10 protein-coding genes and 1 pseudogene are annotated in these 14,726 nt (G+C 56.2%); 6 read left to right on the top strand and 5 right to left on the bottom strand.

Features of this window, described 5'->3' with window-relative positions; genetic code table 11:
- Positions 1–245 (bottom strand): annotated as a pseudogene (locus tag ACQKE4_RS15285) (IS256 family transposase); the annotation flags it as partial.
- A 235-nt stretch (positions 246–480) separates the two neighbouring features.
- Here ACQKE4_RS15285 and ACQKE4_RS15280 point away from each other — a divergent pair.
- On the top strand, positions 481–717 hold the full coding sequence (locus tag ACQKE4_RS15280; RefSeq protein ID WP_427389216.1) for a hypothetical protein: 237 nt from the start codon (positions 481–483) through the stop codon (positions 715–717).
- A gap of 79 nt (positions 718–796) precedes the next feature.
- Here ACQKE4_RS15280 and purL read toward each other — a convergent pair whose 3' ends face one another.
- Positions 797–4,747 (bottom strand): phosphoribosylformylglycinamidine synthase, encoded by a 3,951-nt coding sequence (gene purL, locus ACQKE4_RS15275; RefSeq protein WP_427389215.1) that lies wholly within the window; start codon positions 4,745–4,747, stop codon positions 797–799.
- A gap of 184 nt (positions 4,748–4,931) precedes the next feature.
- Between purL and mltF the strand changes: the two genes are divergently transcribed.
- Entirely contained in the window at positions 4,932–6,395 is a 1,464-nt protein-coding gene (gene mltF / locus ACQKE4_RS15270; RefSeq protein WP_427389214.1) for a membrane-bound lytic murein transglycosylase MltF, read from the top strand.
- 29 nt (positions 6,396–6,424) lie between these two features.
- On the opposite strand, the gene tadA is transcribed toward mltF, so the two are convergent.
- Complete coding sequence (gene tadA, locus ACQKE4_RS15265; protein WP_427389213.1) at positions 6,425–6,892, bottom strand: tRNA adenosine(34) deaminase TadA; 468 nt, start codon at positions 6,890–6,892, stop codon at positions 6,425–6,427.
- Positions 6,893–7,005: 113 nt separating this feature from the next.
- Here tadA and ACQKE4_RS15260 point away from each other — a divergent pair, with 113 nt between their 5' ends.
- Positions 7,006–7,824 carry an acyl-CoA thioesterase gene (locus ACQKE4_RS15260; RefSeq protein WP_427389212.1) on the top strand — a complete coding sequence of 273 codons (819 nt, stop codon included), beginning with the start codon at positions 7,006–7,008 and terminating at the stop codon, positions 7,822–7,824.
- A 69-nt stretch (positions 7,825–7,893) separates the two neighbouring features.
- Here ACQKE4_RS15260 and ACQKE4_RS15255 read toward each other — a convergent pair whose 3' ends face one another.
- The gene (locus ACQKE4_RS15255) at positions 7,894–9,165 is read right to left on the bottom strand and encodes a malic enzyme-like NAD(P)-binding protein (RefSeq protein ID WP_427389211.1); all 1,272 of its coding nucleotides are present in this window, start codon (positions 9,163–9,165) and stop codon (positions 7,894–7,896) included.
- A 332-nt stretch (positions 9,166–9,497) separates the two neighbouring features.
- On the bottom strand, positions 9,498–9,713 hold the full coding sequence (gene rpmE, locus ACQKE4_RS15250) for a 50S ribosomal protein L31 (RefSeq protein WP_009099080.1): 216 nt from the start codon (positions 9,711–9,713) through the stop codon (positions 9,498–9,500).
- 214 nt (positions 9,714–9,927) lie between these two features.
- On the opposite strand from rpmE, the gene ACQKE4_RS15245 reads away from it, so the two are divergent.
- The 3 genes from ACQKE4_RS15245 to ACQKE4_RS15235 all read left to right on the top strand — a co-directional run bounded on the left by ACQKE4_RS15245 (position 9,928) and on the right by ACQKE4_RS15235 (position 14,719).
- A complete protein-coding gene (locus ACQKE4_RS15245) occupies positions 9,928–12,174 on the top strand; it encodes a primosomal protein N' (RefSeq protein WP_427389210.1) in 2,247 nt (748 codons plus the stop codon).
- Positions 12,175–12,310: 136 nt separating this feature from the next.
- Positions 12,311–13,996 carry an arginine--tRNA ligase gene (gene argS / locus ACQKE4_RS15240; RefSeq protein ID WP_427389209.1) on the top strand — a complete coding sequence of 562 codons (1,686 nt, stop codon included), beginning with the start codon at positions 12,311–12,313 and terminating at the stop codon, positions 13,994–13,996.
- Between the two features lie 3 nt (positions 13,997–13,999).
- A complete protein-coding gene (locus ACQKE4_RS15235) occupies positions 14,000–14,719 on the top strand; it encodes an SPOR domain-containing protein (protein ID WP_427389208.1) in 720 nt (239 codons plus the stop codon).
- Positions 14,720–14,726: the final 7 nt, after the last annotated feature.

Raw genomic sequence — 14,726 nt, 5'->3', positions numbered from 1 at the left:
GGCACCTGCACGCTGACATCCCCAATCCCGGTCTGGACCGTGCGCTCGGGCAGGTAGCCGTTGCGGACCACGGCCTGACGTCCATCGTCGAGCCGCTGATCGGCATACTGCGCCAGGAAGGTGGCCAGCTCGGCCTCGACAGCCTTGGCGATCAGGTCACGGGCACCTCGTCGCAGCAGCTCGTGCAGCGGGTCAGTGACCTGGGGTTCTGGTTGTGAAAGAGCCCGGAGGGTAGAATCGGTCATGGCGTATCCACTCGTGTTGGTTGAGATCTTGGTCGTGATCAATCAACAGGATACGCCACCCTTCCTACCTCCTCCCATACACCAGACTTGAGCTTAACTCAGCCTGCTATTGAACTATCACGACTTTCGTCGCATCTTAATCATGTCGGTTTTAAAAACACTCCCGTTCCTCGCAGGCCCATTTTAGCGAGAACCTAATAACCGAGAACCTAATAACGTCGTAAAGAGGTGTGTCATGACAAACAATCATTTCAGCCCTGAGTGCCCACAATGCAGCAGCAGACTAAAACGTTTACCTGCCACACGTCGTGATAAAACCCATGTTTACTGTATGGAGTGTGGACACGACTTTGGCCGCTACGAGTACATCGTCGAGCGCTACCGCCAAGAACTTGAGACGCTGGAGGCCAAACTTGGCCTGCCCCCTTTGCAAGCAGATGAGCCGCCTCTTGCCGCTTCTCATACTTCTTAACTGGGCTTAATAGAACACGGCGGCTGAAAGCCGCCGTGACTGCGAATCGACTCGCTTAGTCCATCGCACTAGCCAATGGTTAGTTAAGCCATACACGCGCATTGCGGAATAAGCGCAACCAAGCACCATCTTCGGTCCACTCTGCAGGACGCCAGGAGTTGGTGACTGCTCGCGCCACACGCTCGGGGTGCGGCATCATAATGGTGACGCGGCCATCCGGCGTGGTCAGCCCGGTAATGCCTGAGGGCGAGCCATTAGGGTTTGCTGGGTAACGCGTGGTCACCTGGCCATAGTTGTCGATATAGCGCATGGCAATTTGGCTGCTCGACTGCATGCTGCGTAGATGAGCGCTATCGCGGAATTCTGCCCGCCCTTCGCCATGGGCCACAGCAATGGGAAGCTTAGAGCCTTCCATACCGGCCAATAGAATCGACGGGCTCTTTTCAACGCGCACCATGGAGACACGCGCTTCGAACTGCTCAGACTCATTGCGTACAAAGGTCGGCCAGTTTTCGGCGCCAGGAATCAGCGTTTTCAACTGCGACAGCATCTGGCAGCCGTTACACACGCCCAGCGAGAAGCTATCTTCACGGGCGAAGAACGCCGCGAACTGCTCACGAGCGCGCTCATTAAACAGCACCGACTTGGCCCAGCCGCCACCGGCGCCCAGCACGTCGCCATAGGAGAAGCCGCCACAGGCCACCAGGCCTTTAAACTCATCAAGCGACACACGCCCTTCCAGGATGTCACTCATGTGCACATCCACCGCCTCAAACCCAGCCTTATCGAACGCCCAGGCCATCTCCACCTGACCATTAACGCCCTGCTCACGCAGCACGGCCATGGCAGGCTTAGCAGTATTCACAAACGGCGCGCTGATATCGTCATTGATATCAAAGGTCGGTGTTGCGGAAAGACCGGGATCACGGCTATCGAGCAGATTGTCGAATTCGTTTTTAGCGCATTCCGGGTTATCGCGCAGCGCCTGCATGCGGTAGCTGGTTTCTGTCCAGGTACGCTGGGTAATCTGGCGAGTCGTTTCCAGCAGCGGCTCTTCAAACAGCGTGACGCGCACTTGATCGTCATAACGCGGGCGGGCAATCACGCCGCAGGTTTCAATACCGGCCACGGCAAATTGCGCCAGCACTTCTTCCGTGTCTTTGCGGTTGACCTGAATCACCGCCCCCAGCTCTTCCGAGAACAGGGCATTCAATGCTTCAACAGGTTCATCAATCATCCAGTCGAGCTTGATCTCTAGCCCTGCATGGGCAGCGAAGGCCATCTCCAGCAGCGTGACCAACAAGCCGCCGTCGCTGCGGTCGTGATAAGCCAATAGCTTACCGTCGCGGTTAAGACCCTGAATGACCTCGAAGAACGCTTTAATATCTTCCGGGTCGTCCACATCAGGGCAGTCATTACCCACTTGCCCGTAAACCTGCGCCAAGGCAGACCCACCTAAGCGGTTCTGGCCGTTACCTAGATCGATCAAAATCAGATCAGATTCGTCCTGATCCAGGTTGATTTGCGGCGTTAGTGTTGCCAGCGCATTGGTGACCGGTGCAAAGCCGGTGACGACTAGCGATAGCGGCGAGGTCACACTCTTCTCTTCACTTTCGCCCTCTTGCTTCTCATCCACCCAGGACGTACGCATCGACATTGAGTCTTTGCCCACGGGAATGGCAATGCCCAGCGCAGGACACATCTCCATACCCACTGCATAGACTGCGTCATACAGCGCCTGATTCTCGCCAGGGTGATCGGCCGCACTCATCCAGTTGGCAGAGAGTTTGATATCGCTAAGCTTGGCAATCGGTGCTGCTGCCAAGTTGGTAATCGTCTCAGCGACCGCCAAGCGGGCGCTGGCCGCGGGGTTAATCAACGCTACCGGCGGGCGCTCGCCCATGGCCATGGCCTCGCCCACATGGCTATCAAAACTCGCCGTGGTTACCGCCACATCGGCGACCGGCACCTGCCAGGGGCCGACCATTTGATCGCGAACCACTTGGCCGGTAATCGAGCGATCACCAATGGTAATCAAAAAGCTTTTGGAGGCCACCGTGGGCAGACGCAACACACGATCTAACGCTTCGCGTAGATCAAGGTTATCGAGCATCACGCCAGAAAGCTCGGGCTCGTTACGCTCAAACTCGCGCTGCATTTTAGGCGCTTTGCCGAACAGCACGCTCATCGGCAAATCCACCGGCTTGCTGTCAAAGTGGCCATCGCGCACTTCAAGGTGATGCGCCTCTTGTGCCTCACCGACCACCGCATAAGGGCAGCGTTCGCGTTTGCACAGGGCATCGAACGTGTCCAAATCTTCTGGGGCAACGGCAAGCACATAGCGCTCTTGGGCTTCGTTACACCAGATCTCCAGCGGACTCATGCCCGGCTCGGCATTGGGCACTGCGCGTAGGTCAAAGCAGCCACCGCGGTTACCGTCTTTCACCAGCTCCGGCAGCGCGTTGGAAAGCCCACCGGCACCCACGTCATGAATAAAGCGGATCGGGTTGTGATCACCCATTGCCCAGCAGCGGTCGATAACTTCTTGAGCGCGGCGCTCTATTTCAGGGTTTTCACGCTGTACTGAGGCGAAATCCAAATCAGCACTGGAGGTGCCAGACGCCATACTTGACGCCGCGCCGCCACCGAGACCAATCAGCATCGCCGGGCCGCCCATTACAATTAGCTTGCCGCCAACCGGAATATCGCCCTTTTGAACGTGATGGGCACGGATATTACCGTAACCACCGGCAAGCATAATCGGCTTATGGAAACCACGCCGTTCAATGCCGCCGTCGTTAAGCGACTCTTGCTCGTAAGTGCGGAAATAGCCGGTTAGGTTGGGGCGTCCAAACTCATTGTTAAATGCAGCGCCGCCAATCGGGCCGTCGAGCATAATGTTGAGCGCCGACTGCATGCGCTCGGGCTTACCGTAATCAAACGCCTCCCAGGGCTGCACAAACTCTGGAATGCGCAGGTTGGAAACGGTATAGCCTGAAAGGCCTGCTTTGGGCTTGCCACCAATACCGGTGGCGCCTTCGTCACGTATCTCACCGCCCGACCCCGTTGCAGCCCCTGGGAAAGGGGCAATCGCCGTTGGGTGGTTGTGAGTTTCGACTTTCATCAGAATATGAATCGGTTCCTGATGAGTGGCGTATAGCGCACGCTCACCCTCAGCACCCGTCAGCGGTGTTGCGAAAAACCGCCCCGCCTGGCTGCCTTTAATGACCGCCGCGTTGTCGCTATAAGCTGAAAGAACATTATCGGGAGATGACGCAAAGGTATTCTTGATCATCTTAAACAACGAGTGGCTTTGCGGCTCGCCATCGATCACCCAGTCTGCATTGAAAATCTTATGGCGGCAGTGCTCGGAGTTGGCCTGGGCAAACATCATCAGCTCAACATCGCTGGGATTACGCCCCAACTCGTTGAAAGCATCCACCAGGTAATCAATTTCGTCCTCTGCCAGCGCCAGCCCCAATGCCTGATTGGCCGTTGCCAACGCTTCTCGGCCACCCTCCAAAATATCCACACTTCCCAGCGGCGCAGGGTCGTGTTGGGCAAATAGCTTCGTGGCATCCGCGGCATCCGCCAGCACGGTTTCGGTCATACGGTCATGCAGCAGTGCGGCCAGCGCAGTCAGGCCTTCATCATCCGGGGTCGCGGTGAAACTTACCCGGTAATCGATGCCGCGCTCGATGCGGCTAATCTGACGCAGCCCACAGTTGTGGGCAATATCGGTGGCTTTCGACGACCAGGGCGACTGAGTTCCTAAACGGGGTACCACCAAAAAGCGCTGGGCATGGTCGGGAACTTCCATGCTCGTGTGCGTGCCATAAACGAGTAGCTGAGCTAAATGCTCGTGGGAGGCGTCATCGAGTTGTTCGTTGTGATCATTGGCGTGAACATCGACAAAATGAACATAGTGGGCAGACAGCGCTTCCACCTCGGGCACTCGTTCACGCAACACCGCTAATAACCGAGCATGACGGAAGGCAGAAAGGGCGGGCGCGCCTCGCAGTTCGAGCATATCCTGAAGCCTCTAGAGCAGGGAAATTCGAGCAGGGAAATCACCGGACCGCTGTGCGGCCGTACTTATATGATACCGGAAAGTCCCTATGATACTGGAAAGCGGCGGCCACACGAAATCAACAAGGTGACAGCATGCCCCTGGCTGGGTATCGTGGCAGCTTGTTTTATGCCGACAAGACGCCATGCTGACGTTGATTCGCCGACATTTTGTAGCCCGCGCCAGCGCTTATTATGCGCTAATCGCTATGACGCTCCTGGTCATGTTACCGACCTTTTCCCTTGCCCCCCCTGGCGAGCAGCTTACGCATATCAAAGCAAAAGACTTTATTACCGTTCACACCCGCAATGCTCCTACCACTTACTATGAAGGCCGCCAAGGCCCTACGGGTTTTGAATACGAGCTGATGCACCGCTTTGCCGACTATTTAGGGGTAAGTCTTAATCTTGACGCCAGCCACTACCCCGAAAGTGTGCTTCCTGCCGTGCGTGAAAAAGGTGATTTAGGTGCCGCAGCACTACCACTGCTACCGAATACGCCGGGTATCCACTACACCCGACCGATTATTCAGATGCAGCCTTTGGTGGTCTACAGACGTGGCCTTAACGGCATTCAGGCGCCCAGTGACTTGGTGGGGTTGGAAATTGGGACGCTCAGTGGCGCAGGAACAGGAGAAGCGCTGCGCAACTTACAGCGCATTCACCCTGCCCTAAGCTGGAAAGAGTCAAATGAGCTAGAGGTCGCCGAACTGCTTGCCCGGGTTGAAAACGGCACGCTGGATGCGGCGGTTATTTTCGAGCATCAGTTTCGTTTAAACCGACTATTTTTCCCTAACGTTGAGCGTGGCTTTACGCTAGGCGATCCCCTTTCCATGGCCTGGGCGCTCCCCACTGGACGGGGCCTTGGGTTACTGGAAGCCGCCAATAATTTCCTACAAGACTTACAGGAGAGTGGCACACTCGATCGACTGGTCAGCCGTTACTTTGGCCACGATGACTACCTTGAGTATGTGGGCACCCGCACTTTTTTAGCCCACCTGGACTCTCGTCTACCCGAGTACACGGAGCTATTTAAGCAAGCCGCACGAGAAACGGCATTTGATTGGCAATTGCTAGCGGCAGTGGGTTATCAAGAGTCTCACTGGGATCCGGAGGCAGTTTCCCCCACGGGTGTTCGCGGCTTAATGATGCTAACCCACCCTACTGCCAGTGAAATGGGCATTAGTGATCGCCGCGACCCAGCCCAGAGTATCGACGGTGGTGCCCGTTATCTGCGCAGCATTAAAGACCGCCTGCCGGAAAACATTACCGGTGATGATCGTCTGTATATGGCCATGGCCGCGTACAACGTCGGCCTTGGCCATCTATACGACGCGCGCAATATTGTCGAGATGCGCGGCGGCGACCCTAATAGCTGGGAAGACGTTCGCGCAGCCCTGCCCCTGTTGCAGCAGCGTGAATGGCACAGCCAGACGCGCTATGGCTACGCCCGTGGCGGGGAACCGGTCATTTATGTGTGCAATATCCGCCGCTACTACGAAATGATTCAGTACGTGGAGCGTAGTCGCCAACAGTTTTTTCAACTAGAGCAAACACCGGTCAATGATGATCCGCTGTTCCTGTTCGAACTTGTGCCACCGCTTGATTAGCAAGCCTCTGGATCAGCAAGGGTAGGCCATTACGCTCTCGGCAGTTCTCTGCGAGCGGCAAAAAAACCTTTAAGCAGCTTCTGAGAAGGCGCGGCAAGCACGCCACCGGTCACTGTCACCTGATGGTTAAACCACGGCTGTGCCAGCAGGTTAGCTTTTGATTCGACCATACCCGCGCGAGGTTCAGCAGCGCCATATACCAGACGGCTTAGCCGCGCATGCACCATCGCCCCGGCGCACATCATGCATGGCTCTAAGGTAACGAACAGCGTGCAGCCTTCTAAGCGGTAGTTGCCCAGTTTTTGACCCGCTTCGCGTAGGGCACGAATTTCGGCGTGGCCGCTGGGGTCGCAGCTGGCCACCGGGGCGTTACAGCCGGCGCCAATAATCTCGCCTAGCGGATCAACTACAACCGCTCCCACGGGGACTTCACCCGCCGCTGCGGCCAAATGAGCCTGATCAAGCGCCCGGTGCATGTAAAATTCATCGCTGCGCATAACAGCAAACTCCGCTAAGGTAGCTAAACGATCGTATGAAAGTCGCATCTGCTTTAGCGATGACCCACCTTCATCGTCAGAACCATATTGAGACAGCACCAAGGATACCGAGAATGACAGACGCGCTAAACAAACTGGTGGCGTTACTGGAGCTTGAAACGCTGGAAGAAACGCTATTTCGCGGCCAAAGCCAAGATTTAGGCTTTCCTCAGCTCTATGGCGGCCAAGTACTTGGTCAGGCACTGGCAGCGGCGGCACGTACGGTGCCTGACGAGCGCCGCCCCCACTCTCAGCACGGCTACTTTCTGCGTCCTGGCGACCCTCACCGCCCGGTTGTTTATCAGGTGGATACTATTCGCGATGGCGGTAGCTTTACCACCCGCCGCGTCACCGCTATTCAGAAAGGCCGGCCGATTTTTTTCTGCAGTGCCTCTTTTCAAAGTGACGAGCCAAGCTTCAGCCATCAGCGCGCCATGCCAGATGTGCCATCCCCCGAAGCACTGATCGAGAACGGTGACGCCACGCACGCTCGCTTCCCCGGACACCCGATTGAGTTTGTGCACATCAAGGGTAACCCAGACAACGGCACGCCTGCGGGGCAATGTTTATGGTTCCGTCTATCAGGTACCCTGCCAGACGATCCAGCCCTGCATCGCCACTTGCTCTCTTATGCCTCTGATTTCAACCTGCTGACCACCAGCTTGATTCCCCATGGCATTGAGTACCGTGACCCCAAACTGCGCATTGCAAGCCTTGATCACGCCCTGTGGCTGCACCAGGACACGCGCTTGGACGAATGGCTGCTTTACGTTATCGACTCGCCCTGGGCAGGCGGTGCCCGCGGCCTTGCGCGGGGGCATATCTACAGCCGAGATGGCCGTTTAGTGGCGTCCACCGCGCAAGAAGGACTGACGCGCTATGCAAAGCAGTAACAAGAGCCATTAGACAATCTCGTAAAACACCAACGCCCGGGGCGTTGGTGTTTATAAGCACACAGCGTTTTAGCCGCCGTAAACGTCGCTGATTGACTGCAGCGGGTAATGCGCAGGAAATGGCTTACGCGCCACGCCAGAATCAACGGCGGCCTGAGCAACTGCAGAGGTGATGCGCGCTAGCAGGCGGATATCCACCGGCGTCGGAATGATGTACTCGCGTCCAAAGCTCATTTCAGTACGCTCGTAGGCATTTAGCACTTCTTGCGGCACCGGCTCCCGAGCCAAATCTTTCAGCGCGTGTACCGCGGCCAGCTTCATCTCTTCATTAATGCGTGTAGCGCGCACATCCAACGCTCCACGGAAGATAAACGGGAAACCCAGTACGTTGTTCACCTGATTCGGAAAATCCGAGCGGCCAGTTGCCATAATCACATCGGGGCGTGCCGCTCGGGCAACGTCTGGATGAATTTCAGGGTCTGGGTTGGTGCAGGCAAAAATCACCGGATCTCGCGCCATTTTCTTAACCTGCTCAGCGGAGAGCAGCCCAGGGCCTGACAAGCCGATAAACACATCAGCATTGTCGATAGCATCATCTAAAGTGCGCATCTCGGTATCGCGGGCGAATTCTGCTTTATATTCGTTAATACCTTCGCGTTCCGTGTGGATAACACCACGACGGTCCAGCATGACCAAGTTCTCTTTTCTGGCACCACACGAGAGCAGAAGTCGCATACAGGCAATCGCCGCAGCACCGGCACCCATACAAACAATTTTGACGTTCTCAATGCTTTTACCAGCGATATCCAACGCGTTCAGCATGCCCGCCGCCGTTACAATCGCGGTGCCGTGTTGATCATCGTGGAAGACTGGGATACTGCAGCGCTCAATCAATGCTTTCTCGATTTCAAAGCACTCAGGCGCTTTAATATCTTCCAGGTTGATGCCACCCCAGGTATCTGCAATACGAGCAACGGTATCTATAAACGCCTGCGGGCTTTCCGCATCAACTTCGATATCCACCGAATTGATACCGGCAAAGCACTTAAACAGTACGCCTTTACCTTCCATGACTGGCTTACTCGCCAATGGACCAAGGTTACCCAGGCCAAGAATAGCGCTGCCATCAGTAATAACCGCTACCAAGTTTCCTTTGCCGGTATAGCGGTAAGCATTTTCCGCATCCCTGGCGATCTCAAGCACTGGCTCAGCCACGCCTGGGCTATACGCCAGTGCCAAATCCCGAGCGGTCGCGGTGGGTTTAGTCAACTCCACCGATAGCTTTCCAGGAATGGGTTTCGCGTGATAATCCAAAGCAGCCTGCTTATTTGCATCCGTCATGGTCAGAATCCAGTTAACATAAAGTAGATAAGTCATTTCAGAATATAGAAAAAACCTATGCGCCTCAAGCGCGTCGTCAACTCACAACAAAACGATCGTTTAACCGAATTTTAGCTTCACATTCGTTACTTTTAGTAGATATTTGCTGAATCTTATGCAAAAACCCTTCACCCATAACGCTTTACTTATTGCTGTATCGCAGCATTTATGGAAGGATTTTCCACAAAACCACAAGGTAGAAAACAAAAAACCCACGCCGAGACGTGGGTTTTGCGCGAGTACATAGTGTACCTGCGCGCTAGACCTATCATTAGGGATAAGCCTATGGGGTCTTAACCGCGCTTAACAGCAGCGCCGAAACGCTTGTTGAAGCGCTCTACACGGCCACCAGTAGTCGCTTGCTTCTGCTTACCAGTGTAAAACGGGTGGCAGTTGGAGCACACGTCCAGAGAGAAGTCCTGACCAGAGGTAGAACCGACCTGGAAATTTGCACCACAAGAACAAGTAGCGGTGACCGTGTTGTAATTCGGGTGGATACCTTGTTTCATCTCGAGCCTCACGAAGCTATATGCCGCCACCTGATCTCGTGCCAGGCACCGCATACGGGTTTGGAAAAAAACGACTAACCGGTTAGGCACTCTTTCGTTACGATAGTTCTTTAAGACGGTTCTTAAAGGCAGTCCTTTAAAAATACAGCCCTTAAATACAGGTCGTTAAGATTGAGCGGTCGCATATTCTAGCAAAACTAACGCCGGAGGCCAATTGCCTGATTCTGTTTCTTCGCGGCCACCGACACACGTGTCCACAAAAGTGCTCAAAGTGGCGCTGCCGTCGCCGCTGCGCCGCCTGTTTGACTACTTGCCGTGCAAAACGACTCCCTCCGGAGGCTGGCAACCGGGGTTACGCGTTCGGGTGCCCTTTGGACGCCGTGACGTTGTCGGTGTCATCGTTGAGTTGGCCGACCACAGTGAGCTTGCACCCAACCAACTGCGTGCAATTAGCGAGACCCTAGATGACGCCCCACTGCCGCAAGACTGGCTTTGGCTTTGCCGCTTTGCCGCCCGTTACTACCAGCACAGCCTAGGTGATACGCTGCACCATGCGATGCCCGCAAGGCTACGCCAGGGCCATCCCATGGCGGGCCGCACACAGACGTTATGGCTGCCCCTTGGCGAAGATGCAGACGCAACGCTCAGCAGAGCCCCCAGGCAAGCAGAGCTATATGCACTGCTACGCCAACACCCCCGCGGTTTGCCCAGCCGCGCGGTTAGCGCCCATGGCTTTACCCGTGACCAGTTATTAGCACTAGAAAAGAAAGGCTTGGCATCCAGCCAGGAGCATATTCTCACCGCCCCCAGCCCGCCAAGCGGCAGCCTACTTGCAACGCCAGCCCTGTCCCTTAATCGCGAACAGGCCACGGCGCTGGCAGGGCTGCATGAAAAGCTCGACGGCTACCATCCCTGCTTGCTTGAGGGCATCACCGGCAGCGGCAAAACGGAGGTCTACCTACAGCTTATTGAAGCCGTGGTGGCAAAAGGCAAGCAGTCGTTGGTACTGGTACCGGAAATTGGCTTAACCCCACAAACGCTTGCGCGCTTTCGCAGCCGCTTTCGCGTTCCCGTGGTGGCGCTGCATTCCGGCCTTACCGACCCCGAGCGGCTAGACGTATGGGAAGCCGCTGCCAGTGGTCGTGCGCTGATTATTATCGGCACCCGTTCGGCGATTTTCACACCGCTGGCCAACCCCGGTGCGATTATTGTCGATGAGGAGCACGACGGCTCCTATAAACAGCACGACGGCTTGCGCTACCACGCCCGCGACTTGGCCGTGGCCCGCGCCCACTATCATAAAATTCCGCTGCTGATGGGTAGTGCGACGCCTTCTTTAGAGAGTCTTCATCAAGCGCTTAGCGGTGCTTATCGCCATCTTCGCCTGACCCAGCGCCCTAGCCGCCACCCGCCGGCCAAACTGGAACTGATTGATTTACGTCACCAGCACCGCCAGGGCGGCCTGCTACCCGGTGCGATCAAGGCGATTAAAAGCACCTTGAGAGCTGGCAAACAGGTACTGATTTTTATCAACCGCCGAGGCTTTGCACCGACGCTCGCCTGCCACGCCTGCGGCTGGATGGCGGATTGTGGCCAGTGCGATGCGCGCATGACCTTGCACCGCCACCCTGCGATGCTCGCCTGCCACCACTGCGATAGTCGCCGCGCCCTTCCCGATGCCTGCCCAGAGTGTGGTAGCGGTGATTTGCGCGCCCTAGGGAGCGGTACGGAACGCACGGAAGAGACACTTCAAACGCTGTTTCCAAAAACCACCGTTTACCGCATTGACCGCGACAGCACTCGGCGGAAGGATAGCTTTGAGCAAGTGTTAAAGGAGATACAGCGAGGAGAGCCCTGCGTATTAGTCGGCACCCAAATGCTTGCCAAGGGTCACCACCTACCCCACGTAACGCTAGTGGTCGTCGTCAATGCCGATGGTGGGCTTTACGCCGCTGATTTCCGTGCCCTGGAGCACAGCGCTCAGCTGCTTGAGCAAGTAGCAGGCCGTGCCGGTCGCGCCGCCCACCCTGGCCGTGTGCTAGTGCAAACGCTGCACCCCGATGACCCACATTTGGGCCAGTTGGCGGAACACGGCTACGGGGCGCTGGCGCGCAATATGCTTGAAGAACGGCGCATCGCCCAACTGCCCCCCTTCTGCTTTATGGCACTGCTGCGTATCGAAAGCCCTAAAGAGGAGGCTGCCTTAGCCATGGCGCAACAGGCCGCACAGGCTCTGCGTCAATGGTTAAAAGAGTCAGGCGTGGCTACCCGCTGCCTTGGCCCGGTGCCCGCCCCAATGGAAAGACGCCAAAATCGCTACCATTTACACGTTATGCTGGCAGCAGATAAACGCAGCCAGTTACACCCCACCGTTAGCTGGCTGGTGCAGTGGCTAGAAGCCAATCGCGAGGCACGTAAGGTACGCTGGTCGATTGATATCGACCCTCAAACCCTGGCCTAGTCAGCCAGCAGGTAACGCCTTCACCAAGACACGGCTTTGAAACTGCGGCTCAATTGCTGATAATAGCCGCTTTATAGACGCATCCTTATAGTTGCGCGTTAGCACACGCCGCCACCGACGACACCCGGATACCTAAATGAAAGACACGATAGTTTCACTGCTCGAAGGCGCGGTTACCGCGCTCAAGCACCAAGGCGTGCTGCCGAACGACCTACAGCTCAACATCAAAGTGGACCCGACCAAAGACAAAGCCCACGGCGATTACGCCACCAATTTGGCGCTAATGCTGGCCAAACCCGCCGGCAAAAATCCGCGGGAGTTAGCAAATACCCTCGTTGCTGCGCTTCCGGAAAGCGATGCTATCCAAAAAACCGAGATTGCGGGCCCCGGTTTTATCAATTTTTTCGCGGCGACCGATGCTGCCGCACAAATCGTTGCCCAGGTGCTCGACTGCGGCGATACCTTTGGCCGTAGCTTGATTGGCAAAGGTGTCAAGGTTCAGGTGGAGTTTGTTTCCGCCAACCCCACTGGTCCGTTGCATGTGGGCCATGGCCGCGGTGCAGCGATTGGCGACTGCCTCTGTCGCCTGCTTGAAGCCACCGGATACGACGTTACCCGCGAGTTCTACTACAACGACGCAGGCGCACAAATCGCCAATCTGGCGCGCTCCGTACAGGCTCGTGTGAAAGGTTTGGGACCTGACGATGCCAGTTGGCCAGAAGATGGCTATCGTGGCGAGTATATTGTCGATGTTGCCAATGACTATCTGGTAGGCAAAACGGTGACGGCCGATGACCGCGAAGTTACCGCTAAAGCCGATCCAGAAGATTTAGACGCCATTCAAGAGTTCGCCGTGGCGTGGCTGCGCCGCGAGCAGGATTTAGATTTGAAGGCGTTCGGCGTTGAGTTTGATGTTTATTTCCTAGAGTCATCACTCTACGAAGATGGCAAAGTAGATGCCACGGTTGAAAAACTGGTGGCCGCGGGCCACACCTATGAAGACGACGGTGCTATGTGGCTACGCACGACCGACTTTGGTGATGATAAAGACCGCGTGATGCGCAAACGTGATGGTGGCTACACCTACTTCCTGCCGGATGTTGCTTACCACCTGGACAAGTGGCAGCGTGGCTTTAAAACCGTGATTAACGAGCAGGGGGCCGACCACCACTCCACGGTAACCCGCGTACGCGCTGGTTTACAGGCACTGGAAGTTGGCATTCCCAAAGGCTGGCCCGACTACGTGCTCCATCAGATGGTGATGGTGACTCGCTCAGGCGTCGAGGTAAAACTCTCCAAGCGCGCGGGCAGTTACGTCACGGTGCGTGACTTGATTGATGAAGTAGGCCGCGATGCAACGCGCTTCTTCCTTGCTGCTCGCCGTGCTGACTCCCAGCTCACTTTTGATATCGATCTGGCCCGCTCGCAGTCGAACGACAACCCGGTCTATTACATTCAGTATGCTCACGCACGGGTATGCAGCATGCTGCGCAAAGCGCAAGATGCTGATCAGCCGTTCGATCACGCGTTAGCAATGGCCAATCTTGCCTTGCTGGATAGCGATCAGGAGAAAGCGGTACTAAACCGTTTGGCAAGGTTCCCCGAAGTGGTCGAAACCGCCGCCAAGAACCGTGAGCCGCAGCAAGTCGCTCAATATTTACTTGATCTATCCGGCGATTTCCACACCTGCTATAACGCCGTTAAAGTGATGGTGGAGGACGACACCCTGCGCAATACCCGCTTAGCGCTGGGGCTTGCTACCCGTCAAGTACTGCGCAACGGGCTGGATTTAATGGGGGTTAGCGCCCCAGAGGAGATGTAATTCATGGCTAGCCCACCGCGTAAAAAGCCCACTCGCCGAGGAGCCACCTCGCAGCGCAAGTCTGCTCGTAGCTCAGGCAGCGGCTTTCGCATACCGGGTTGGATCTGGGGCATTGCTGGCATGGCAGCGGGCTTCTTTCTCGCCCAGCACCAGCACGGAACCGCACCGTGGCAGGAGCAGAGCGAACCGCCCCAGGCAACCGTGCTACCCAAGCCCTCTGGCAGTGAGGAGCGTGAGGCCGCCCGCGAAACCGAAGGCGCCGCTCAACCCTCAATGCCCACCTTTGAGTTTTATACACTGCTGCCTGAGACCGAGGTTATTGCGCCCGGCGTTACGCTGCCTTCGAACGTTGTTCGCCCTGAGGTCGCCGAGCAAATAGCGGGTAGTGATCCAGGTGACGATCCCATTGCCCAAGTCATAGCGGCCAATACGCGCCCTGAAGAGCAAGTATCTACTGCACAGGTGAGTGCGGCAAACAGTAGCACGCCTAGCCGCTATGTCCTTCAAGCCGCTTCATTTCGTGATTTAAGCGATGCTGAACAGCTGCGCGGGCGCCTGCGCAACTTAAGTTTGTTGGCCCAAATCAGCGAAGTGCAGGCTGACGGCAACACCTGGCATCGTGTTCAGGTCGGCCCTTACGAGGACACCCGGGAGCTTAATCGAGCGCAGGATTTAATGAGTACTCAAGGCATCGAGCCACTGCTTATTCAACTGCAAAATTGATAAAACC

This window comes from Halomonas sp. NPDC076908 (assembly GCF_050269715.1).
In the GTDB taxonomy this organism is placed as follows: Bacteria; Pseudomonadota; Gammaproteobacteria; order Pseudomonadales; family Halomonadaceae; genus Vreelandella.
This window is presented reverse-complemented; position numbering and strand designations above follow the sequence as displayed.